This is a genomic window from Methanoregula sp. PtaB.Bin085 (assembly GCF_002067035.1).
In the GTDB taxonomy this organism is placed as follows: Archaea; Halobacteriota; Methanomicrobia; order Methanomicrobiales; family Methanospirillaceae; genus Methanoregula.
In genome coordinates this window covers 128,329-149,138 of record NZ_MVQB01000013.1, presented here as the reverse complement: position 1 = coordinate 149,138, position 20,810 = coordinate 128,329, and the positions used below count along the sequence as shown (strand labels likewise).

General features: G+C 55.8%; 24 protein-coding genes and 1 tRNA gene. 5 read left to right on the top strand and 20 right to left on the bottom strand.

Going from position 1 to position 20,810, the window contains the following annotated elements; translation table 11 throughout:
* Nucleotides 1-20: 20 nt before the first annotated feature.
* The 3 genes from A4E33_RS01475 to A4E33_RS01465 all read right to left on the bottom strand — a co-directional run bounded on the left by A4E33_RS01475 (nt 21) and on the right by A4E33_RS01465 (nt 1,176).
* On the bottom strand, nt 21-356 hold the full coding sequence (locus A4E33_RS01475) for a hypothetical protein (RefSeq protein ID WP_292345734.1): 336 nt from the start codon (nt 354-356) through the stop codon (nt 21-23).
* Between the two features lie 84 nt (nt 357-440).
* Entirely contained in the window at nt 441-974 is a 534-nt protein-coding gene (locus A4E33_RS01470; protein WP_292345733.1) for a cache domain-containing protein, read from the bottom strand.
* Between the two features lie 117 nt (nt 975-1,091).
* A tRNA-Leu gene (locus A4E33_RS01465) sits at nt 1,092-1,176 on the bottom strand.
* Between the two features lie 575 nt (nt 1,177-1,751).
* On the opposite strand from A4E33_RS01465, the gene A4E33_RS01460 reads away from it, so the two are divergent.
* Entirely contained in the window at nt 1,752-2,387 is a 636-nt protein-coding gene (locus tag A4E33_RS01460; RefSeq protein WP_292345731.1) for a DUF4350 domain-containing protein, read from the top strand.
* 237 nt (nt 2,388-2,624) lie between these two features.
* Nucleotides 2,625-3,125, top strand: coding sequence for a regulator of amino acid metabolism, contains ACT domain protein (locus A4E33_RS01455; RefSeq protein ID WP_292345729.1), 501 nt, complete (start codon nt 2,625-2,627; stop codon nt 3,123-3,125).
* A 119-nt stretch (nt 3,126-3,244) separates the two neighbouring features.
* On the opposite strand, the gene A4E33_RS01450 is transcribed toward A4E33_RS01455, so the two are convergent.
* Genes A4E33_RS01450 through A4E33_RS01430 form a run of 5 tightly spaced genes read right to left on the bottom strand, consistent with a single transcriptional unit; the run spans nt 3,245 to nt 6,161 of the window.
* On the bottom strand, nt 3,245-3,751 hold the full coding sequence (locus tag A4E33_RS01450) for an HDIG domain-containing metalloprotein (protein ID WP_292345728.1): 507 nt from the start codon (nt 3,749-3,751) through the stop codon (nt 3,245-3,247).
* A gap of 10 nt (nt 3,752-3,761) precedes the next feature.
* Nucleotides 3,762-4,283 (bottom strand): transcription factor, encoded by a 522-nt coding sequence (locus tag A4E33_RS01445; RefSeq protein ID WP_292345726.1) that lies wholly within the window; start codon nt 4,281-4,283, stop codon nt 3,762-3,764.
* Nucleotides 4,283-5,359: an ATP-grasp domain-containing protein gene (locus A4E33_RS01440; protein WP_292345724.1), complete on the bottom strand. Its 1,077-nt coding sequence runs from the start codon at nt 5,357-5,359 to the stop codon at nt 4,283-4,285. The genes A4E33_RS01445 and A4E33_RS01440 overlap by 1 nt, the downstream gene beginning before the upstream one ends.
* Nucleotides 5,356-5,886, bottom strand: coding sequence for a tRNA (cytidine(56)-2'-O)-methyltransferase (locus A4E33_RS01435; RefSeq protein ID WP_292345722.1), 531 nt, complete (start codon nt 5,884-5,886; stop codon nt 5,356-5,358). The genes A4E33_RS01440 and A4E33_RS01435 overlap by 4 nt, the downstream gene beginning before the upstream one ends.
* Nucleotides 5,868-6,161, bottom strand: a complete 294-nt coding sequence (locus tag A4E33_RS01430; RefSeq protein WP_292345720.1) for a MarR family transcriptional regulator — start codon at nt 6,159-6,161, stop codon at nt 5,868-5,870. Before A4E33_RS01430 ends, A4E33_RS01435 begins: the two co-directional genes overlap by 19 nt.
* A 159-nt stretch (nt 6,162-6,320) precedes the next feature.
* Here A4E33_RS01430 and A4E33_RS01425 point away from each other — a divergent pair, with 159 nt between their 5' ends.
* On the top strand, nt 6,321-6,737 hold the full coding sequence (locus tag A4E33_RS01425; protein WP_292345718.1) for a hypothetical protein: 417 nt from the start codon (nt 6,321-6,323) through the stop codon (nt 6,735-6,737).
* A gap of 28 nt (nt 6,738-6,765) precedes the next feature.
* On the opposite strand, the gene A4E33_RS01420 is transcribed toward A4E33_RS01425, so the two are convergent.
* The 3 genes from A4E33_RS01420 to A4E33_RS01410 are packed head-to-tail and all read right to left on the bottom strand — an operon-like array spanning nt 6,766 to nt 9,364.
* Entirely contained in the window at nt 6,766-7,476 is a 711-nt protein-coding gene (locus A4E33_RS01420; RefSeq protein WP_292345717.1) for a UPF0280 family protein, read from the bottom strand.
* Nucleotides 7,473-7,859 carry a 4Fe-4S binding protein gene (locus tag A4E33_RS01415; RefSeq protein WP_292345715.1) on the bottom strand — a complete coding sequence of 129 codons (387 nt, stop codon included), beginning with the start codon at nt 7,857-7,859 and terminating at the stop codon, nt 7,473-7,475. Before A4E33_RS01415 ends, A4E33_RS01420 begins: the two co-directional genes overlap by 4 nt.
* Nucleotides 7,856-9,364, bottom strand: a complete 1,509-nt coding sequence (locus tag A4E33_RS01410; protein WP_292345713.1) for a homocysteine biosynthesis protein — start codon at nt 9,362-9,364, stop codon at nt 7,856-7,858. Before A4E33_RS01410 ends, A4E33_RS01415 begins: the two co-directional genes overlap by 4 nt.
* A gap of 91 nt (nt 9,365-9,455) precedes the next feature.
* On the opposite strand from A4E33_RS01410, the gene A4E33_RS01405 reads away from it, so the two are divergent.
* Both A4E33_RS01405 and A4E33_RS01400 read left to right on the top strand, forming a co-directional pair.
* On the top strand, nt 9,456-10,172 hold the full coding sequence (locus A4E33_RS01405; protein ID WP_292345711.1) for a Nif3-like dinuclear metal center hexameric protein: 717 nt from the start codon (nt 9,456-9,458) through the stop codon (nt 10,170-10,172).
* Nucleotides 10,169-10,498 carry an SWIM zinc finger family protein gene (locus tag A4E33_RS01400; RefSeq protein ID WP_292345709.1) on the top strand — a complete coding sequence of 110 codons (330 nt, stop codon included), beginning with the start codon at nt 10,169-10,171 and terminating at the stop codon, nt 10,496-10,498. Before A4E33_RS01405 ends, A4E33_RS01400 begins: the two co-directional genes overlap by 4 nt.
* A 74-nt stretch (nt 10,499-10,572) precedes the next feature.
* Here A4E33_RS01400 and A4E33_RS01395 read toward each other — a convergent pair whose 3' ends face one another.
* The 9 genes from A4E33_RS01395 to A4E33_RS01355 form a co-directional block, all read right to left on the bottom strand.
* A complete protein-coding gene (locus A4E33_RS01395) occupies nt 10,573-12,252 on the bottom strand; it encodes a PAS domain S-box protein (protein ID WP_292345708.1) in 1,680 nt (559 codons plus the stop codon).
* A gap of 135 nt (nt 12,253-12,387) precedes the next feature.
* On the bottom strand, nt 12,388-13,020 hold the full coding sequence (locus A4E33_RS14790; protein ID WP_394334379.1) for a helix-turn-helix transcriptional regulator: 633 nt from the start codon (nt 13,018-13,020) through the stop codon (nt 12,388-12,390).
* Between the two features lie 17 nt (nt 13,021-13,037).
* Nucleotides 13,038-13,274 (bottom strand): LSM domain-containing protein, encoded by a 237-nt coding sequence (locus A4E33_RS01385; RefSeq protein WP_292345706.1) that lies wholly within the window; start codon nt 13,272-13,274, stop codon nt 13,038-13,040.
* Between the two features lie 241 nt (nt 13,275-13,515).
* Nucleotides 13,516-14,616 carry a fructose-1,6-bisphosphate aldolase/phosphatase gene (gene fbp / locus A4E33_RS01380; protein ID WP_292345704.1) on the bottom strand — a complete coding sequence of 367 codons (1,101 nt, stop codon included), beginning with the start codon at nt 14,614-14,616 and terminating at the stop codon, nt 13,516-13,518.
* Between the two features lie 40 nt (nt 14,617-14,656).
* A complete protein-coding gene (locus A4E33_RS01375; RefSeq protein WP_292345703.1) occupies nt 14,657-15,808 on the bottom strand; it encodes a class II fructose-bisphosphate aldolase in 1,152 nt (383 codons plus the stop codon).
* Nucleotides 15,809-15,837: 29 nt separating this feature from the next.
* Nucleotides 15,838-16,743, bottom strand: coding sequence for a class 1 fructose-bisphosphatase (locus A4E33_RS01370; protein ID WP_292345702.1), 906 nt, complete (start codon nt 16,741-16,743; stop codon nt 15,838-15,840).
* A 618-nt stretch (nt 16,744-17,361) separates the two neighbouring features.
* Nucleotides 17,362-18,426 (bottom strand): molecular chaperone DnaJ, encoded by a 1,065-nt coding sequence (gene dnaJ / locus A4E33_RS01365; protein WP_292345700.1) that lies wholly within the window; start codon nt 18,424-18,426, stop codon nt 17,362-17,364.
* Nucleotides 18,427-18,442: 16 nt separating this feature from the next.
* A complete protein-coding gene (dnaK, locus tag A4E33_RS01360; protein WP_292345698.1) occupies nt 18,443-20,314 on the bottom strand; it encodes a molecular chaperone DnaK in 1,872 nt (623 codons plus the stop codon).
* Nucleotides 20,307-20,795, bottom strand: a complete 489-nt coding sequence (locus A4E33_RS01355; RefSeq protein WP_292345697.1) for a nucleotide exchange factor GrpE — start codon at nt 20,793-20,795, stop codon at nt 20,307-20,309. Before A4E33_RS01355 ends, dnaK begins: the two co-directional genes overlap by 8 nt.
* Nucleotides 20,796-20,810: the final 15 nt, after the last annotated feature.

Sequence of the window (20,810 nt, the reverse complement as noted above, 5' to 3'; positions counted from 1 at the left end):
GCCGTGATATCACTGGCCGGCTATATCCATTTCCGCGAGATCAGCGTACTTCCCTCGTCGCGCTGCGACTCTGCCTGGCCAATAAGTTTGTTCAGCATGCAGGGTGTGACAAACCTGCCGGAGAGGATATGAAGGGTTTTTTTCTCCGTACCGGGATCTGTTTCGCAGGTTATGATGAAATCGTCATGGCGGGCGAGGGCCTTCACCAGCAGGTCCGGAAGCATATCGATAATCGTCCTTTTCTGCGGCATTTTTGCAGGTTCCGGCACCCTTTTTTCCAAACCAGGTTTCCGAACCGCTTTTTTTACCCGCTCTTTTGGATCAGGTTTTTTCTTCCGGCCCTTCTGTTCCGGCATACTGGAGAATTATGCTGGGAATATGATAAGGATTTCACTGGCCCGAAAACGAGAGGCGGCAGAAGAGTGGTGTGGGATTGGCGATCAGGTACCAGGTGTTGCCGGCAATGGCGCTGCTGCAGTCTCAACCGGCCCGGTATAGACACCGGATCCGATCCACCAGTCGTCATCGATCTTCACGCCATACCCCAGCTTCGATTCGAGAATCCCGTTATGCTGCGGGTTGACATACGTAAACCGGTAAAAGCCGCTCCCGTTCCGGACAACCTCACCCATCTCCGTAACAAAAACGCCGATCGCTCCTTCACGGATCTTTCCGATCGACTCTGGATTGACCGGGTGGGCAAGGGTCGTGCCGTTGAAACCGTACGCGTATATATACAGTTCACCCCGGATGAACGAACCGTTCGGGTTGCTGAACTCGGCAAGTGCCTTTTGTGCACCGTTGGTTTTTACGTAAGCAGCCGCATTTTCCACAAAGGCAACAAGCGTTTCGTTGGATCTGTCTGTCTGATGCTGGGACACGACCGGGACTGCCTTTGCCGTGAGTTGTACGCCGGACTGGCCACCAGTGCAGCCGGATGATACAAGGAAAAGGACGATTCCCAACAGGAACATGAGGTGAACCGGGATATTTTTCATCGATATACATCGATATTCATGCCTAAATACCTGTACGGTCGTCAAGCGGGAAAGACGCTGACCTGCAAAGAGGATTGGAAAGAACAGAAACCATGCGTGGGACCGGATTTGAACCGGAGAACTCCTTCGAGACCAGCCCCTCAAGCTGGCGCCTTTGACCTGGCTCGGCAACCCACGCTCTCGTGCCATTACAAAAAGGCTGTCTATCTTATAAAAACTTGCGACAGGAGACACCTTATCAGGATTCGGATTAACATGATTACTTGCCGGGTTGAGGGGATACTGATCATCCCCGGGTATTTCGGTCCCGGACCGGGATCGGTAAACAAATAATCCATGAAAAGATGGCAGTCCACCTTCACTCCTGTTTCCGGAAAAACTGTGTTTCACTGTGCGCCATGAAGGTGCCTTGCACCGGCGCATTGCACCTCATTTTATACAGGAATTCCAATTAAAAAAATATCTCATTTCTAATCATAGCACCCTGTTATGATTATCATGAGAGGAGGAGGATAGGGAATGAAACACGTGAAGGCTGTTATTGTCCTTACACTGATGCTCCTGGTATGTGGGATAGCATCAGCAGAGATCGACAGATCAAATGGTCTGCCCGTGGAAGAAAAAATGATGATGACAGGGAGTTCCCCGGCGGCATCCGTCTGTGAAATCGGATCACAAAACTGTCTTGCACTATGGGATATATCCCATGGGGTCTATCTCAATTATTATCCCACCGGGGATTTTTCACAATTTGTGGCATTACTGGCCGGTGAGGGATACCCTGTTGCAGTAACCGACAAGGGGATCCTGGATCCCTCGGTGGATCTCAGCTCGTTCGATATCCTGATCATTTCGACGCTGACAACAGACGATTCCCCGTACTCTGCTGCCGAAGTGGCCGCAATCAAGTCCTTCGTAGACAATGGCGGAAAACTGCTCATACTGGCCGAGAATACCGACTGCCCGAATGGAAACATCAATCCGGTCAGCCAGGCATTCGGTGTAACAACGGGAGTATCGTATCTGTCTCCCCTTGACCTGTATATCACGAACCTGGCATCTCACCCGTCATTCAGTGGCGTGTCAACCGTTTACCTGCGTGCAGGCGGCGAACTCAGTCCAACAGGTACCATCGCATGGACCCCCGACAAATACCCCGCGATCGACGCGGTGGAAGAGAGCCGGGTTATCGTCATCGGTGATTCCAATATCTTCGATAACCGCCATATTTCCACCGCAGACAACACACTCTTTGCAAAGAACCTCTGGAGTAAGGTATTCTGCCCGCCAGTAGGTTCTCCTGAGTTTCCGACTGCATTCGTTCCGGTAACCTTTATCATAGGATTTGTTAGCGCCGTTCTCCTTATACGGAGAGCGGGGAAACTCTAACTTTTTTCGCGTGATCGGTCTGCGCCTAGCTCTACGCGGGGACTTTTTGGGGACATGTATAAGGCTGTTCCGTAATGCTGGTACACGAACATCGAAGAATATTTCAGTACCTGGAACACAAGCACTAGCATGGAAAAACCGGAATGCCTGCCGATTTTCCCGAACTATGGACCTGAGTAACCAGGCGATCAGGTTGATATGAATGCAGATATGTTCACAGGAATCCGTGTGGTGAGTATGTGGTCTGAAATCATTCACGAGTTTGGCGATTCACCGTCGCAGAGCCGTGTCGTCCGGTTCCTCCTCGAAAATGGCTTTGGAGTAACGGAAGATGGCCGGATCTGCTGCAATGGTATCGAAATACCGGCAACCGCGGTTGCAAAGGCCATCGGATCGGACCGTCGGGTTGTCGATGCGACCGCAAGAAGGATCCTCGAGCGTCCCACGCTCCGCGACATCTTCCTCAACATGCGGGCCACACCGGATGTCAGCAGGGTCGCCGAGTCGCTTGGCTTTACGGTCATCACCGTGCTTCCGAAGAATGCAAGCGAGCGGGGGATTGTCGGGGCCGCTGTGCGGGTCCTCGCGGACCACCAGCTCTCCATCCGCCAGATCTTTGTAACCGACCCCCAGTTCTCCGAGGATCCAAAGCTGGTGATCGTTGTTGAAGATCCCCTGCCGGCCGGCGTCATCGAACAGATCCGGGCGCTCCCGCAGGTGCGGCAGGTAATTATCTGAAAAATGTCCCCGGTTTCTCTTTTCTTCGGTTTACACATCAATGAACCGTTCTATGGTTGATGCTGATGACCCGGGTAGCATATAAAAAAGTGGTGTGAGTGGGAAAAAGTCATACCACATCACCCGTCGCACAGCATCTCCACCTCGCACGCGAGGCGCCACATCCGCATCCGTGCCTTCCGCGGCAGGTGATATGCGGAAGCTATGCTCTCGTGGATAGTCACCCGTTTTTTCCCGGCGATAAGGTTGTCAGCATGCGTCACAATCTTCTCTTCAGTTGTCCGGGGCATACATTCGCGGGGGGAGAGGCCAAGGAGCGTGCACTCATCGGCGGTAAGGCCGGCACCGGTGTGGCATTCCACGATCCGGGCTAAATCCTCACCAAGGTTCATGGAACGCACGAGATCCGCCCCGCACTGGGCATGACGGATATCGTGGGTCCGACCCCTGCCGATATCGTGGAGCATCGCACCCTGTTCAACAAGAGAAAAATCAATCGCGGAATTCCGCGCTGCATATTCGCAGGCGCAGTCCCGCACGGCACGGCAGTGGGCGATGACCTTTTCACTGCACCCGGCATCCTCAAGAATCGCTTCGCTGGACGATTCGGGTGCCGTTTTGTTCATTCTCCTGTGTTCAGGCATGACCAAGCGATTTCTTGATCGCTTCGATGCGTGTCGTCAGGGAGCGGAGCAGGATCTCGTTATCGAAGTGCCCGAGCGGTTTAGTGCATTCCGGGCATGTGAAATCGCAGTTCATCGCGAGCGGGAAAGTGAAAAGGATCTGGCAGTCCTTACAGATGTAGAAATCATTCTCAGTTTCGTATTTTTCCCGGCGTGAAAGTTTCTCGAGCACTGTCTCCATGTCCTCGCGGATGGCATCGTAGATATGATCGATGCGCAGCTGCCAGAGATAGGTAAGCCAGCCGGTCTCGTTGTTCTTGATCCGGTGATATTCGGCGAGCCGCTTCTCGTATAAGGTATAGAGCGTGTGCCGGACTGAGTTCAGGTTGATACCTGTCGAGGCTGCAAGGTCCTCGTCGCTGTGCTCCCCTTCCTCGGGGAACCGCTCGAGAAGGTCGAGACCTTCATCCCCCACGAGTCGGTGGAGGTAGGCACGAATTGCCGGGTTGTTCAGCGCGTCTTCGGTTGGATCCATCAGCGCATATATTGTCGGACGGAACTAATATGCTTATCCAGCATAGCAAGGGCAGCCGCGCGATCGGGCCCCTGCCCGTACACGCTGACAACGGCCTGGTCCTTTTCAAAGAACGTTCCCGGCCAGGGGATATCGGCAACGTATTCCTTCAGCGCCCGAAGATCCGTTTTCAGGGTCATGTCCCGGTCGGCAAACAGGATGCTCCGGACCGCCACCTCACAGGGTTTTGGCCGGCAGGCCGGCAGGTTACCGCGGACGGCATCGTAATGGAGACAGAACAGGCTGGCGTGGCATGCCATCTCCACGGTGTCGACCGTCCCCTGAAACCGGGGGTTCACTTCAATGGCTGCCACCCGGTCGTCACCCGCAACAAAATCGATCCCAATGGTGCCGCGGCATCCGCTGGCTGCGGCAATCCGTTCGGCCATATCCGCCATTTCACGGCCGCGGGGGTGTTCTGACGGCGTGATCGAACCGGAGAACCCGAATGCAGACTCTCCCTGTCCCCGGAGGATCTGCTCGTTTATCGCAATCGCAACAGCCCGCGAACCGTCCGTAACGCAGCAGACGCTTGCCGCGGTTCCCGGGATGATCTCCTGCCGGATATATGGGGGATTTTCGTACAGCGCCTTCCACGATTCCATCTCCGCTCCGGTCCGGATTACGGCGTTCCGCCACCCTCCGGCGCCGGACCGTGGCTTGACCATCGCGGGATACTCATCGTCCGGGAGGAGCCGGGGCACCGTAACCCCCAGCGATTCGAAGAACCGCTGGGTTTCCAGCTTGTCGAGGAACCGGGCAGCGGTGTCTGCCGGCGTCCCGAGGAGCGGTGCCGGTGGAGGGATCATCTCGGCACCGGATGCAGGCACGAAAAAGTCGAAACGGTTGCGGCGGCAGATACGCTCAATTGCAGCCGGCAGATCGGCGAGATCGTCGAATCTCTCCCGGTCCTGTGTGTACCATGCAAGGTCCTGGTCGCAGAAATGGTCGACAGCGCAGACCTCGAAGCCGGCCCGGTTGGCAGACTGGGCGATATGGCGGGTGGCAAACCCGGCAACCAGCAGCCGGCCTCTCACGGGCCCTCCGTCTGTTTTCCGGCTTTCGACGGGACGATACGGATCTGCGCACCGGGGAATTCATGCCGAAGCTCGGAACCTTCGAAAAGGTGATCGAGGAAGAGGGCGAGGCTCGAGATCTCGGAATGGGGCTGGCCCGTCACGGCCACGTTGTAATCCGCAAGGCCGTAGATATCCCCGGGCACTTTCTCTGCCCCGACAATGACGAGGATCTTCCCATGCATCCGGATTTCGCCGATAGCATCCGGCAGGTTGATCCCGTACATCGTAAGGTGGACAACAACCCCTCCCTCCGCTTTCCAGGTTTTGATGCAGGACCGCCACTTCACATTGTCCTCGCAGAAGAACTCCCCGCCCCACCGCCCGGCAACGTCCGCGATGCTTTTGACAACGCCCTTGTCGGAAGCAGCGAGATACATCCCCTTCCCCCCGAGAGCGCGGGCGGTTAACCCGACATGGGTCGTCACCCGCTGGTCGCGTTCCGGCCGGTGACCGATACGGAGAATGGCTACTTCTTTTCCTGGCATGGATCCCTGTTTTTTGCTTTGATTACGCCGTTTTCAATCGTGAACGGGAGGTCTTCTTCGTATTTCAGCTGGTTGCGGACGAGAGCTTCACCGAACGAGAGCATCCTGACCGATCGGCCATTCCGCTCGATAAGGCAGGAACGTTCGAGGCGCACAAGCGATGCCTCGACATCAGGAAGCGCGAGCCCGCAGCGGGACGCAAGTTCGTCCGTGCTGACTGCTGCACTCTCAGGAAGATGGTGGTAGACCAGCCAGTCCGTGTCAGCTTCTTTCACCTGTATTCATCTCCCTTCGATCGGAATAAGGGTTTTCTTTGTTTTGAATCCTTCAGGAAGAAGTGGGAAATGAAACGAATCCGAACGGCTCCTGGACCTATATGAGACAGAAACCCGGGGCAGGGAAGTATTTGTGGTTTCGGAATGAATATGTGGTGCATGAGTCTCTCCCAGTCCCGCGTCCCGTTTACCGAACTCGTTGCGGCTGCCGATCGGCTGCTGGATGACTGCGAGGACGATTACGAGTGCCTCGCGACCCGGCTGGGACTCCTTGTATCCGAGGTGCGGGACGAACTGCTGGTTTCGGACCTGCTGAACGCATGGCAGGTCTTTTACTTCTTCTTCCGGACCGCCGGCGACAATCTCCTGCGCGAGCAGCTGGAACTCGAACCGGCATCATCGCTGACCGGCGGAATCAAAATACGGGAGAACGATTTCCTGGCGATGATCGTTGCCGTGCACGATGCAAAACCCGTGATCGCGATCAGCGATGGGGAGAAGGTTGTCGCAACGTTCTCCGGCTCGGCCGCATATATTCAGGGGATTGAGTTCATGGAAAGCCCGGAGTATCAGTGATTCCGGGCGTTTCTCAGAGTATCTCTTATCACCGGTCCCCGGCGCTAATCAACCCCTCGTCAACGACTGCTGGTACCAGAGGGGGCAGCTCTCCCCAGCGGACCGTAATATCGCCCATGATTGCGAAAATTCCGGCGACCTCATAAGGATCCACCCTATCCAGCACCGACCGGTCATCCGGCAGAATCGCGTTGCAGACAGCTGTTGCCCAAGCGTCCGCAAGCGCCACATCGCGGGCGAAGACCGTAACGGCATCGGCCATGCCGAACGAGACGGACGGACCGACCGTTGCCGATGAGGTGCAGATGCCGAGAACCGATTCCTGCGGAGGAATAACAAACGCGACCCGGTTTGAGAGGGGTGCGCCACCGGCGTGAACACCGACACGGACCGGGCGATTCGCGACAAGTGCGATGTCGCCGCCATTATCGATAACACCAAACGTTGCTCCGGCTTCCCGCATCGCCTCGATACCAGCCCATGCGATCGTACCGGCAACTGCTGCCATCGGTCCGACTCCAGCCTTCCGTCCTGCTTCTGCCATCCGGGTGATGACCTGATTATCAGAATCCGGTTCGTACGGATCAAAGGTTGCTGAAAAAAAAGGATCGCGGGCAATATATGCCTCCAGATCCTGCCTCGCGGCCATCATGCCGGATTTCGCTGCCGCTGTATGCGCGGGATCATCCGCGAGGATGTTTGCAAATGTTTCCCGGAAATGGAATCGCTCCCGGATCATAACGGCAGGGAAAGCGCACGGTGCGGGCAGGCATCAACGCACTTGCCGCACAGGATGCATCGCCCTTCATCAAGATGGAGCTTCCAGTCCGCGTCGAAACTGAAGACCTCACGGGGACATACGCTGATGCAGGCGCCGCAGTCCACACACTCGCTTTCATCGTAGCTTACACCATGGTCGAGGATACGGACATGCGCCCCGAGCGTACTCATGGTGTCGCTCACGAGACGGCACTGGTCGTCCGGGACTTCAATCAGGGCCTCGCCCTCGGATGAATCGATGACCGCACGTTCCACGTTGATAAGGACACCGGTATCGCGGACCGCTTGGGCGATGATCGGCTTCCTCCCCTTCCCGCGGGAGAACGTGACCAGCAGTTTCATTTCAGCCACCTCCCGCCGACCAGCTTCCCGAGATTCATAGCGGTGAGGATCCCGACAACATGCGACTTTTCGTCGATAACCGGCAGGGCGCTGATGTTGTTCTTCTCCAGTTTCTGGATCGCAATATCAACCGCTTCGTCCGGCGTTGTCGTGATCACTTTGGTTTTCATGATGTCCCGCACGAGATGCGCTTTACCCGGGTTGGCAACCGCTTTGGAAATATCAAAGGTGGTGACGATCCCGACCAGCACCTTTCCGCTGTTGATGACCGGCAGGTGATTGGTCTCGCCCTTGAGGAGCTTCTTGGCTGCCGTTGTTATCTCCTCGTCCTCCCCCACGCTCACCACTTTCTTGTCCATGATCTCCAGTACCTTTGGGCTCGACTTTGTCTGGTGCATCGGCCTGTTCTGTTTAGCCGGGTCGATCGGCCGGGTGGGAAGAGCCAGGGTCATCTTCCCGCTCTCGACCCACTGCTTCAGTTCGGCTGCAACCTGCCGCGCCCTGCGGAAGCTCGAGAGCGATGATGTCCTGATCTCCTCGCCGTTCAGCTCGACCGCACCGCTGCGCAGTTCCGCGTACGTGACCTTGCGAAGCGATGGCCGGTTCCTGCTCGGGACCCCGTAATCCATGATATCCACGCTGATATCCTCGTCCCTGACTGCAGTTGCCCGCACGACATCAAGGTCAAGAACCGGCAGGGGAATGCCAAGACCGACATACATCGTCACGCCATAACCGGTCATGGTCGCTGCGCGGAGGTATTCCTGTGACATCTGTTTGAGGTCCCCCGTCACCATCAGTGTACCGAATCCACCGGCAGGAGAGTGCTGAGTCCCCTCACCGACAACGATACCGGGGCCGCCGCAGAGGAAGATTGGAACACCACTCCCTATCAGACGGAGCTTCGGGTCGTTTGAGAGGGGGTTCAGGAGCCCTGCGCCGGAATAGGTAATATTGCCATTGCCCGGCAGCAGTGTGCCCATATAGGTGTTCAGGACGCGGTCGGTTGTGTTGGTTGCAGCATTGTAGCGCTGGTACGCGTTTCGGGGGTTGCACATCACCGCCTGGTTGAGGTTCTCGAGCGCAAGCTCGGTCGTAAGCGTGCGGCGCGGGTAGCAGTCGGTGCCCCGGGAACTTGCCCGGAGCTCGACAGTCTTGCCGGAAATGAGATCCTCGATGACGTGCGCTCCTCCGTACTCCTTTCCCTGCGTATCGGACTCCTGCGTTGCACCGATATAGGTATCGACCGCGGCAAGACCTCCGTATGCTTCGACGTTATTCAGCCAGATCCGTTCCATGCGAATAGGCGGTTCAGCATGGCCGAAGTTCAGAAAAGCCCCGGACGAACACATGGCGCCGAAAGTTCCGGTGGTAACCACGTCGACTTCTTTAAGCGCCTTCTCCTCGCCGAGTTCGGCCACGATAGCCGGCATCTCCTCGGCAGTGACGACCCGTGCCGATCCGTCACGGATGCGATCGTTGATCTGTCCGATGGTCTTGTGCATGCCCAGATATTCCGTTTTCCGAATATTTAAGACAATTGTTATTACTTTCAGTAATAAATGCGATTTTAACCACCGGCGTCCATGATCCTGTATGCATGTGCGGGAGTTCATTGACGAGATGGAGCGGATCGCCCCGCCCGGGCTTGCCGAGGAATTCGATGAAGGCAGGATAGGCCTCATCGTTGAAGGGAAAAAAACCATTGGCACGATCTGCTGCGCACTCGATGCCACCCCCACGGTCGTGAAGCAGGCTGCAGCCGCCCGGGCCGATATGCTCGTTGTCCACCACACACCTATCTGGACCCCGCTTACCACCCTTACCGGCCAGACCGCTGCGCTTATGCGGGACGTGCTCGCAGCAGGCATGAACATCTGGGTCATGCATACCAACTTCGACCATGCCGAATCTGGCGTAAACGACGCACTCGCGGAACTCCTCTCCCTTGAGAACACCGCACCCCTGGAACTCGGGATGGTCGGGGACTGCCCGATGACCGTTAAGGAGATTTCCCGACGCCTTGACTGCCCGCTCCGAATCTGGGGAAAGATGACAAAAACCGGACCCGTCGGCAGGATTGCCGTTGCCGGCGGGAGCGGATTCGACCTTCTCCTCATGGAGGAGGCGAAAGGAAAGGGTGCGTTGGCATTCCTCTCATCGGAACTTAAACATTCGATCTGCCGCGCTGCACCCCTTCCCTGCATCGAGGCAACTCACTATGCGCTCGAAACTCCCGCGATGAAACGACTCGCAGCCCGAAAAGGATGGATATTCATTGCCGATCCTCCGGTCCTGAATACGATCCCATGAACGATATCCGGGACCTGCTGAAAGGACGTAACGGGCTTGATGCGGAAGTACGTAAAGCGATAGAAGACAGGTTCGGCCGGAAAGGGAAATATGCCCTTGAAGCGATCGATGCCGGCCGGGTGAAAAAATATCTGGACTTTGTTGTTGTCGAGGGAAAGACCTCATCCTATATCGTAGAAGACGGGTTCTGTACCTGCGGGGACTTCCTGTACCGCGGCAGGGCCTGCTGGCACCTGCTTGCAGCGCAGATTGCGCTTACAGCCGGACTTTCTGTTCCGGTCGACCGGTGGTACCAGGATATGCTCCTGGAGCCTGCACAAGAATGAATTCGCGGGAATTGCCGGAATTTTTTCTGGGATAGCGGCTCTCCCCCACTTTGCATATACCATCACCGGGAGGATCAAAGCGTGATCTTCTTCACAATCCTTCCGTCACGGAACACCGTGATCCCGCCTCCGCTCTGGGAAACCACGATCCCCACGCACCGGGTTACACTGGTGATGGCCGCAACCGAGTTATGCCGTGTGCCCATCCCGGGAGGGAGACTGACACTGCTCGAATCGACTGTGATATAGCGTCCTACGGATTCGACAAAACCATCACCGGATATGACAAAGGCGCCATCCAGCTGCGCAAGCGCCTTGATGTTTTCCTTGAGCCCGGGGTTGGTGATGATACGCGACTCTGGCGGGTGGCCTTCAAACGGGTTCAGGATGATCTGGCGCGACTTCTCCAGTACGTGCTGCATGTCCCCGACAAGAAACGTCGTCCCGACTGCCTTCCCTTCCCTCCCTTCGATAGATATCTCGGTGCAGATATGGAATACGGCGTCAAAGACACTGTCGGAAATGTCCGTTTCTGCGACAACAACGTCTTTCCAGGTATCGGTGCTGATACGGACAACTCCGTCACGCTTCCGGTCGGTGATATCATTCCCGATGCACAGGACCTCGACGACGTGCCCCTTCTCATCGCGGATGGCCTTGTTGATCCAGGCAATCCAGACGCGGTCTCCGTTCCTGCGGATATTCTCGCTGACATTGACGGCGTATCCATCGGCATTGAATCCCAGGTCATCGGCCATCATAGACAGATCATGACCGGACCGGGATTTTGGCGATACGATTGTCCCGACAACATTCTTTCCAAGTATATCCTCAAATGCATAATCGAAAAATGCAAGCGCATAGGTATTGATAAAGGTGATTGTCCCCTGCAGGTCCATCCTGATTATAATGCTCTGCGTGTTTCCCAGCAGATCGCGGTACTTCGCCTCGCTCTTTCTTAAGGCTTCAGCCATCGCCTTTTTCTCCGTGATATCGGTAACGATGAAGATTCCGCCCTTGGCAACGTCCCGGGGATCGAAAAGGTGAGCCTGAACCAGGCAGGGCAGAAGTGTCCCGTCTTTCTTCTGGATACTGCATTCTGCCCTGCCGAATCCGGAGGAATCCTGCACGTGCTGGATTGCGGCGCAGAACCGGGCATACTCTTCGGGTGTAGGAAACAGGGCCGGGAAATCCTTTCCCGTCAGGCCGGCCTCGTTACAGCCCAGGAAAGCGGCGATGCGGTTGTTCACCCACAGGATGGTTCTGTTCCGCACCTGGATAATCCCAAGGGGACTTGCTGCCAGAATAGCCGCAAGCTGGTCGTTCTGGAGCTTGGTATCCCTTTCTGCCTTTTTCCGCAGAACGGATTGTTTGATCAGGGTGACAATATCGGCGAGCTGCGGACGCAGATCGCCGGATGGAGAGAGCGCCATCTCTGCTGCACTGGACACGTCTTCAAGCACGATCCGGTCACCAGGTTTCCTGGTCAGGAAGATTACCGGGATACTGTTACCGGCGGACCGGAGATACCGGATAAATTCCGGTGCATTCATTTCGGAGACGAACTCGATGCCGTTCACATCGGGTACCTGATCGTAGGAAAAGACCAGATCATAATTCCGGCTTTTCAGTCTCTCGGTTGCCTGCCTGAAGGAATGCACGGATTCGACACGGATCTCCCCGCTCTTCTCCAGGTATGAACGGATCCTGGCAAAGAGATCGCTCGAGTCGTCAACAACCAAAACAGAGAACATCACGCAGCTCCGGGCTGAAAGCGTGCCAGATTCACTGGATAAAGGTGGATGGTGGACCGATAAATAGTTGTTCCAGATGGAAATTGCAAAGAAAGAACAGTCCGCAAAACCCGAAATGGAAAAACGGGAATGAAGTTATTCGTCGGAATGCTGGACAATGGCGAGCTGATACATCCAGTCCATGAGGGGATGACATTCCTCGACAACACACTCGAGCTCGCACCCGATACAGGGAATGAGCTCGTCACCAGCAAGAAGGTCCGCGGGATTTACCGGTTGTTGTTTTGCCCGCAGGAGGTATGTTTTGATTCCTTCCCGCTTGAAATCGACCCGCTCAATGAGCCCGCTCTCTTCGAGCCTCTTGACGATCCGCGAGCACTTGCGGCTGTCGACACCGAGTTCCTTCCATAGTTCGCTCTGGAGGATCCCTTCGGGTTTCGACTGGATCAGTCTCAGACCCTCGTCGACCGGATCCGCTTCACTGTCCATATCCTCTTCAGGTGCTTCGGTCTTTACTGGTTGTTCTGCCGGGGGCTTCTTCTCTTTCTTCTCTTTTGGAACTGCTTTTTTTACCGGGATTTTCTCAAGGGTTTTTTCTTCGGTGACACCTGATTTCCGGCCGGTTTTCTTTTCAGGTGTTTTTTCCTCGTTTCGTTTTGTTTTTTTTACGGGACTCTTTGTTGCAGTCTTTGCAGGTTTGTTTCCTGCAGCCTTCTTGCCATCCCCGCCCGCGTTCTTTGAGGCTTTTTTGACGACAGTTTTTGCCACGTTCTTCCACCTGCGTCTCAGATAACCGGTGCAATTGTCAGGATGTTATTACCCCGGATAACAACGGTCCCGAGGCTCCTCCCCCGTTGCTTGTTGACAAACTCAATGGTCTCGTCCATGTGGATATTCAGATATTCGTCCACTGCAACGAGGCGTCCCTGAAGGATACGGCCTTCATCCTTGATCTCCACTGAAATTTTGGAATCAACGAGCGCAAATACTTTTTTTATCGGCAAAACAATTCCGTTAACCATCTGCCCTAATTTGGCATGTAAAATAATTAAAGCTTGCTTATGGTGAGGGGCGTATGACCCGATACCGGAGATGAATCCGCAGGATTTTTCAACCTGCTGATGGCATCCGGGCCCTGACGGGCTGCTTCTGTCTCCCCGAACCCGTCAATCATTACACGGGTACCGTGTCCGGATGAGTCACCTTCTGTCCACCGGGATCCAACCTTGCCGGACCTGCTGGACCGGTTTGTATAAAAAGATGCTATTCCTTCGGCAGATCCTCCCAGCGGCCCGCAAGTGCCTTTTCGACAGCGGGGAGGGTAGTATATTCCATCTCCTCGAGCGAGAGGCGGTGGGGCTCGAACGGCCCCTGTGCCCGGATTGTATCGGCAAGCTCATTGCACCGGTTCCTGACGCGATCGAACGCCGGGTCGTCGAACATATCGACAGGACCAACCAGTTTCCCGTTGCAGATCTGGAACCCGAAGCAGATAACCCGGGGCGGACCGTCGAACCGCGTGCAGTTAGCGTCGCAGAGACCCACCGGCATCAGCGGTCCGTGGTGGGATCCCCGCATCCAGCCTGCAACGAGAACCGGAATGCAGAACGGATCGATCACTTCGCCTACTGCCGGAAGGCCGCTCTGCGACCGGACGATCATGACCGGGTCGTCCTTGCCCACATACTTACCTGCGATTAAACTTAACCGCTGGGTACTGGTCGCTGCGGCTATCTCACCATCGTTCCGGAAAACGTGTTTGATCACGTAACGGGAGGGTGCGCCGATATAAGCGAGCATGTCGTAGATCTCATCCGGGCACCTGAAGAGGATCTTCCGCTTCTTGAAAAGATCGTGCACCTCGAACGTGAATCCCTTGTGCATTGCAGGATCGATCACGAGGCCGGCCGTGTTGAACGGATCGGCGAAGATCTTGTACAGGAAAAAGTTCCATGCCCCCGGCTCGGTCTTGTCCGCCATAAAGACCAGCACCGGGTCGGATGCCCGTTCCTCAAACTCCATCTCTGCCACACCAGGGCCCATCCCCCGAACATTTCCCGAGAATGCAGTCGAGAGCATGTCCTGGCCGGCGCCATACAGCTTGAGATCTTTTGCTATCTTTGTACATTCCATGAAGACATTCCAGGCAAGCTTGTGGACCTTCTCGTTGTCAACGCCGTGGGTATGGGTCATGATCAATTCGAGGTCATCACCGCAGTGCGTAACAAGCGAATCGATCAGGAGCTTTCCCTCCTCGTCCTTGAGGAGCCTGGACGCCTTCTCAAGGAGCTTCGGGTGGGTGCGGCAGTGTCCGGGAAAACTGCCCACATCCGCCTTGATAACAGAAATGGTGGTCTTGGGCATACAGTCTCACAGTTAGAGATACGCCGGGGATAAAAAAAGATTACGGTGATTTTTTCTTTGCGCCGGTTTTTAAAAGAGACGCAGTGCCATATGCGGAAAAGGCACGGAAGAAGACGAGACTCTCGGCATATGCACGGGCCCTGATGGCCTGGTTCGTCTCCTCGCCAACGGAATACAGTTCCTTGTAAAACTCCTTGATCGCCATCTTGCAGTTGCCATCGAAAACCTGGTTGTCCTTCTTGCCGGGGTTCAGAGGCCGGTACTTTTCCAGTGTCCAGTCATAGATGCTTTTGTACAGGGACGGCTCGTAGACTTTCAGGACATCGAAGACAACATCCTGCCAGAAAGTGCCGACATTACCCTTGATGATGTCTCCCTTGGGGAAATGGAGGTTGATCAGCTCGCGGGGGGTGCCGGTGATCCCGTGCTGGGCAATTCCGACACTGAGACGGTTGTCGCGGAGGGCCTGTGCAATCGCTTTCGTCTGGGGAATATCGATTGAAAGCTGTGCAACCACGTTCCCGTTTGCATCATAAGTATGGCCATGGGTGCTGCCGTTCGCGATAGCAAGGACGTCAGGGAATACGCCGTTCTCGTTCAGCGCTCTGATGAATTCGACCGCTTCTGCGGGTTTTGTCAGCACAAGCCCGCCGGTGTCTTTGCGGCCGATTTCACCGACTTCAACCTCCAGACCGAACTCACGGTCTTTCATCTTTGACCTGATGTGGCGGGCAAGCTCTGTTGTGACCCGGATGTTCTCAGAAAGCTCCTCGCGGACGTTCTTTCCCTCGAAGTTGAAGAGGTGAGAGGCGTCGATCGCAAATGAGGTGTAACCGGCATCCACCTGCGCATCGATAAGTTGTTTCGTTCCATCAATCTCTGCTGCATCGCCTTTCTTGATCGTAATATGGTCCGCATGGAGCGCCCATGTCCCGAACATCACCTTCGCAGCAGATTCCTTCATCTTTTCTGCAAATATCGCCGGAGTCATGCCGGTATACCCGCCTTTCAGGTCGCTCTCGGACCGGGCAAGTTCCATAAACACAACAGAGTCCGTATCCTTTGCTGCCTGAAATATACCCTGCGCAACAGTCGCGATACGGACATTGGCCGCCATGACGATTGCTTTGTGGCCGGTGATCCCTCTCAGGATAGCTGAGCCGGAGATTGGACCATAGGTCTTCGCTGTCATTCCGTCATCATTCCTCTGCCACAGTGTACTCACCCTTCACGCATAAATTTTTCAATCAGGGCGATCTCCTTCTTCCCGCCGATGTAGACCGGTGTGACCTGGCTGATCGATGCCGGCTGGATGTTGAGGAGATCCTCCTTCCCGTTGCTGACTGCCCCACCGGCCTCCGCGATGATCCTGCCCATGGGATTTGCTTCGTACAGCAGGCGGAGTTTTCCCGCATCCTTGCCTTTAATCCCCGGGTACGTGAAGACACCGCCTTTGTGCAGGATCTGGTGGACATCAGCGACAAAACTACCGCTGAAGCGGAGCTTGTAACCAGACTTCTCGAGATCTTCGATCCATCGGGCATGAGCCGGGATCCAGTCTTTGCGGAGAGCGCCCGGGGCGTAGATCTTTCCGTCGGGAATGCGCAGATCCTGGTGCCGCAAAACGAATTCGCCGCTCTCGTCCACCATGAACTCGTGGACGCCCTTTCCGGTGGTGTATGTCAGAGTGGTGAGAGGACCATAGAGAATATAGAGCGCTGCGAGGAAACGGGATCCCTTGTCAAGGACATTTCCCGGGCATATACCGATGATAGTACCGATGCAGAGGTTCACATCGATCAGAGATGAACCATCCAGCGGATCCATGACGATACCAAAGTCATTCTTCGCGCCGGGAATCTCAATGATCTGCTCCTGCTCCTCGGTTGCGATATACCGGGCCAGCCGCGCCTGTCGGAGGGCGTCAATAAAAACACCGTCAGCATATTTATCGAGCGGCATTTGCTCCTCACCGAACACGTTCCGGGTTCTTTCCCCTTCCGGCCCCTTGCCGGGCATCGTGAGGAATCCTTTCTTCACAACAAGAGACTGTCTTCCCAGAAAGAGGATCAATTCCGCAAGGTTCTTCTCCGTTCCCTGTTTTTTAAGAAAGTCCGATAGTCTCATGAAAATCCCCCGAATCCTGCCGCGGGAAACGGCAGGCAGCCTCCGGTGATCCGGCCGGATACCCTGAGGTGATAAGTCCTTTGGCGCGGATCGTTATGAGGATTATTATCCTGTTGTCGTATGTATCACGGGCTCATTGATTTGACATGAAAAAGCAGGTATGCAGGATGCTGACGTCTCATTCTGCATGATCCGGCAGGGATCAAATATGGATTCTGCGCTTCGGCTCCTGCCCGGCATCCCCAGGAGGAATTCAAGCAGCCCGTCCTGCATTGCAGATATTGATCCCTCTTCGGCCACAGGTGCAGGATGGGAAAAGACAGCGTCACTTTCTGCGCTCCTTCCAGCGATTTTTCCGGCAGTCGCGGATCTCCTCGGGAACCTCCCTTCGAAGGGTCTCGAAGTTCTCCCAAAGATTCTCGAACCCATAAAAGATGGAACAGTACTACCGCTGGGGGCTATGATTTCCCGGCAGTGCGGAACTGAACCGACATCATGTTCCTCGCAGTCCCTGGTTCGACGGCCACCTGCAACATGCCAGATCTCCCGACAATCTCTGTCGGTAAAGTCATTTTCCGCGAGAATCCTGACAGCAGGACGACCGATCGGGTTTTTTCGTCAATCTGCAGGGATTCCCTCGAACGCTTCCCTCAGCAGCTCCTCCTGTTTCCCACTCAACCTGGGGGGGATCTTCACAATCACCCTGACGAGGAGATCCCCCCGGCCCTTTGAACTCAGAGATGGCATTCCCTGGCCGCGGAGGCGGAATATGGTATGGCTCTGCGTCCCACGGGGGATTTTCAGGGACGCGCTCCCGGTGATCGTCGGGACAGTTATCTCCCCCCCCAGAAGCGCGGTCATCAGCCCGACCACCGCGGTGGTATTCAGATCGGCGCCCTGCCGCTCGAAGATGTCGTGCTTCCTGACATGGACGACCACGTAAAGGTCCCCGGGTGTGCCCCCGTTCTCACCGGGTTCCCCTTCACCTGCAATACGCAGGAACTGCCCGTCCTCGACTCCCCGCGGGATCGTCACCTCGATCCGTCGCATTTTCTGAACCATTCCCGATCCGCTGCAGGCCCGGCAGGGCATATCAATGATCCTGCCGCTGCCTCCGCAGTCAGGGCACTGGCTGATGCTCATAACCTTTCGGTTTCCCACTTTCTGCGGGTTGCGGATTTCCCCGGTACCATGACATGCTGGGCAGTCACGGATATGACCGGGTTCCGCGCCGGTCCCGTGGCAGGTTCCGCAGACTGAGTCATGCGGGACCGAGACAGTGTTCTTCGTGCCGTAAAATGCATCGGAGAGGGTTATCTCGATGTCGTACCGGAGATCCGCCCCGGCTCGCTGCATCCTCCGGGATCCCCCGGAGAATGCGTTGAAGATATCGCCGAGACCGTAATCCCGGAAAAGGTCCTCATAACTGGGCGGCCGGTATCCTGCTGTATCGCCGGGGGTGAACTCGACATGCCCCCCATGGTCGTACTGGGCTTTTTTCTGGGGATCGCTCAGGACCTGGTAGGCCTCGTTGATCTCCTTGAATTTTTCCTCCGCTTCCCTGCTCCCCTTGTTCAGGTCCGGATGATATTTCCGGGCAAGGTGCCTGAAGGCCTTCTTCAGGTCGTCCGCGGAGGCATCCCGTTTGACGCCGAGGATCTCGTAGTAGTCGCGTGCCGCCATAGTGGTTTGGGAATAATTATTTTTCGTCCTTTACCTTGAAATCCGCATCAACGACGTTCTCGCCGCCCGGAGAGGCGGAGCCCTGTGACGAGGTTTCGGTACCGGAGGAGGAGGCCTGCTGCTGCGCCTGCCGCTTTGCAGCCTCCTGATACGCGGCGGACCCTGCCTCGGACAGGACTTTCTGGAGCTTCTCTGTCTCTGATTTGATAACGGAGAGATCTTTACCGTCGAGAGCTGCCTTTGCGGCAGTGATCGCACCGTTCAGCCGTTCTGTCATCTCGGGGCTCAGTTTGTCCGCGAGATCGCTCCTGGTCTTCTCCGCGGTATAGACCAGGGAGTCCGCGATATTCCGGCTCTCGACCTCCTCTTTCTTCTGCTTGTCCTGCTCCTCGAACTCCTTTGCCTGGTCTACCATCTTCCGGACATCAGCCTCGGACAACTTGGTCGATGCGGTAATGGTCATCTTCTGCTCCTTGCCGGTACCGAGATCCTTGGCGGATACGTTCAGGATTCCCGATGCATCGATGTCGAAGGTTACCTCAATCTGGGGTACTCCCCGCGGGGCCGGTGGAAGCCCTACAAGGTTGAACTGGCCAAGGCTCACGTTATCGGCTGCCATGGGCCGTTCCCCCTGCAGGACGTGGATCGTGACCGAAGTCTGCATGTCCGCCGCGGTCGAAAAGATCTGGCTCTTTTTGGTCGGGATGGTTGTGTTCCGATCGATCAAGGGGGTCCGGACACCGCCAAGAGTCTCGAGCCCAAGAGTCAGGGGGGTGACATCAAGGAGCACCATGTCCTTGATCTCGCCACCGAGAATCCCGCCCTGGATGGCCGCACCCATGGCCACACATTCCATCGGGTCGATACCACGCTCGGTCTTCTTTCCGACATGATCCTCGATAAATTTCTGGACAATGGGCATCCGCGTTGGTCCTCCGACAAGGATAACCTTCTGGATATCGTCCTTGGTAAGGTTCGCATCTTTCAGCGCCTGCTCGAACGGTTTTATACACCTCCTGATGATCGGATCGATCAACTGCTCGAGTTTCGAGCGCGAGAGTTTGATGTTGAGGTGCTTGGGGCCTGTCTGTGTTGCTGATACGTATGGGAGGTTAATCTCAGTCTCCATGACGGTAGAGAGCTCGATCTTCGCCTTCTCGGCAGCTTCCCTGACACGATTGACCGCCATCTTGTCGGCCCGGAGATCGATGCCTTCCTGTTTTTTAAACTCATCGGCGATCCAGTCGAACACGGCATTGTCCATGTCCGTGCCGCCAAGCTGGGTATCGCCAGAGGTCGCAAGCACGGTAAAGGTCCCTCCGCCGAACTCCATGATAGTGACATCCAGCGTGCCCCCGCCCAGGTCAAAGACCAGGATTTTATACTCGCCACCCCGGTCCAGACCGTATGCCATGGACGCCGCGGTAGGCTCGTTGACCAGCCGTACTACATCAAGGCCGGCGATCTTTCCCGCATCCTTCGTCGCAGTCCGCTGGTTGTCGTTGAAGTATGCCGGTACCGTGATGACTGCCTTTGTCACCTTCTCTCCCAGGAACGCCTCAGCATCGCGTTTGATCTTCTGGAGGATAAACGCCGAGATCTGCTGCGGTGTGTACTCCTTGTTGTAGATTCTGTATACGTGGTCCGTTCCCATCTTCCGCTTCGCAGCAGTGATGGTCCCTGCCGGGTTGCTCACGGCCTGCCTCCGTGCAGGTTCCCCAACGAGAAGCTGCCCGTCCTGCGTGAATGCCACATACGAGGGGAACATTTTGCCGGCAACGGTTGCCCCCTCTGCGGACGGGATGATCGTCGGCTTGCCGCCAACCATGACGGCAGCCTCGCTGTTCGAAGTACCCAGATCGATTCCGATAATTTTTTCCTTACTCATGGTTCTCACCTTCACTGACTGGAACATGTTCTGCAATCTTTACCCGGGAAGGTCGGATGACCTTGGATTTCAGCTGGTACCCTTTCCCGATCTCTTCGGTGATCGTGTCCGGCTCGCTGTCACATTTCTCTGTACATAACACCTCGTGGAAACGCGGATCGAACCGTTTTCCGACGCACGCGATCGGCTGCAGCCCGTAATCCGAGAGGATCTTCACCAGTTTCTTATGGATCATCTCCACTCCCTCCCGGTTCTTCTCCTGCCCTATCGATGGCAGGGCCCGCTCGAAATCGTCGAGAATGACGAGAAGATCGCTGACGAGCTTCTCGTTTGCAAGGCTGGTTATCGTTTCCTTTTCCTTCGCGCTCCATTTGCGGAAGTTATCGAAGTCGGCCTGGAGGTACCTGAGCTGGCTGAGCCGTTCGTCTGCCAGCCGGGTCTTCTCCTCGAGATCCTTTTTCAGCTGTTCAATGTCTTCCACCGTTGTACCTCCCTT

What these genes read in the sequence shown, in the direction of transcription:
- A4E33_RS01475 (WP_292345734.1), bottom strand. Translation starts at nt 356, where the DNA reads ATGCCGGAACAGAAGGGCCGGAAGAAAAAACCTGATCCAAAAGAGCGG.
- A4E33_RS01470 (WP_292345733.1), bottom strand. Translation starts at nt 974, where the DNA reads ATGTTCCTGTTGGGAATCGTCCTTTTCCTTGTATCATCCGGCTGCACT.
- A4E33_RS01455 (WP_292345729.1), top strand. Translation starts at nt 2,625, where the DNA reads ATGTGGTCTGAAATCATTCACGAGTTTGGCGATTCACCGTCGCAGAGC.
- A4E33_RS01450 (WP_292345728.1), bottom strand. Translation starts at nt 3,751, where the DNA reads ATGAACAAAACGGCACCCGAATCGTCCAGCGAAGCGATTCTTGAGGAT.
- A4E33_RS01445 (WP_292345726.1), bottom strand. Translation starts at nt 4,283, where the DNA reads ATGGATCCAACCGAAGACGCGCTGAACAACCCGGCAATTCGTGCCTAC.
- A4E33_RS01435 (WP_292345722.1), bottom strand. Translation starts at nt 5,886, where the DNA reads ATGCCAGGAAAAGAAGTAGCCATTCTCCGTATCGGTCACCGGCCGGAA.
- A4E33_RS01425 (WP_292345718.1), top strand. Translation starts at nt 6,321, where the DNA reads ATGAGTCTCTCCCAGTCCCGCGTCCCGTTTACCGAACTCGTTGCGGCT.
- A4E33_RS01420 (WP_292345717.1), bottom strand. Translation starts at nt 7,476, where the DNA reads ATGATCCGGGAGCGATTCCATTTCCGGGAAACATTTGCAAACATCCTC.
- A4E33_RS01415 (WP_292345715.1), bottom strand. Translation starts at nt 7,859, where the DNA reads ATGAAACTGCTGGTCACGTTCTCCCGCGGGAAGGGGAGGAAGCCGATC.
- A4E33_RS01410 (WP_292345713.1), bottom strand. Translation starts at nt 9,364, where the DNA reads ATGCACAAGACCATCGGACAGATCAACGATCGCATCCGTGACGGATCG.
- A4E33_RS01405 (WP_292345711.1), top strand. Translation starts at nt 9,456, where the DNA reads ATGCATGTGCGGGAGTTCATTGACGAGATGGAGCGGATCGCCCCGCCC.
- A4E33_RS01400 (WP_292345709.1), top strand. Translation starts at nt 10,169, where the DNA reads ATGAACGATATCCGGGACCTGCTGAAAGGACGTAACGGGCTTGATGCG.
- A4E33_RS01395 (WP_292345708.1), bottom strand. Translation starts at nt 12,252, where the DNA reads ATGTTCTCTGTTTTGGTTGTTGACGACTCGAGCGATCTCTTTGCCAGG.
- A4E33_RS01385 (WP_292345706.1), bottom strand. Translation starts at nt 13,274, where the DNA reads ATGGTTAACGGAATTGTTTTGCCGATAAAAAAAGTATTTGCGCTCGTT.
- fbp (WP_292345704.1), bottom strand. Translation starts at nt 14,616, where the DNA reads ATGCCCAAGACCACCATTTCTGTTATCAAGGCGGATGTGGGCAGTTTT.
- A4E33_RS01375 (WP_292345703.1), bottom strand. Translation starts at nt 15,808, where the DNA reads ATGACAGCGAAGACCTATGGTCCAATCTCCGGCTCAGCTATCCTGAGA.
- A4E33_RS01370 (WP_292345702.1), bottom strand. Translation starts at nt 16,743, where the DNA reads ATGAGACTATCGGACTTTCTTAAAAAACAGGGAACGGAGAAGAACCTT.
- dnaJ (WP_292345700.1), bottom strand. Translation starts at nt 18,426, where the DNA reads ATGGCGGCACGCGACTACTACGAGATCCTCGGCGTCAAACGGGATGCC.
- dnaK (WP_292345698.1), bottom strand. Translation starts at nt 20,314, where the DNA reads ATGAGTAAGGAAAAAATTATCGGAATCGATCTGGGTACTTCGAACAGC.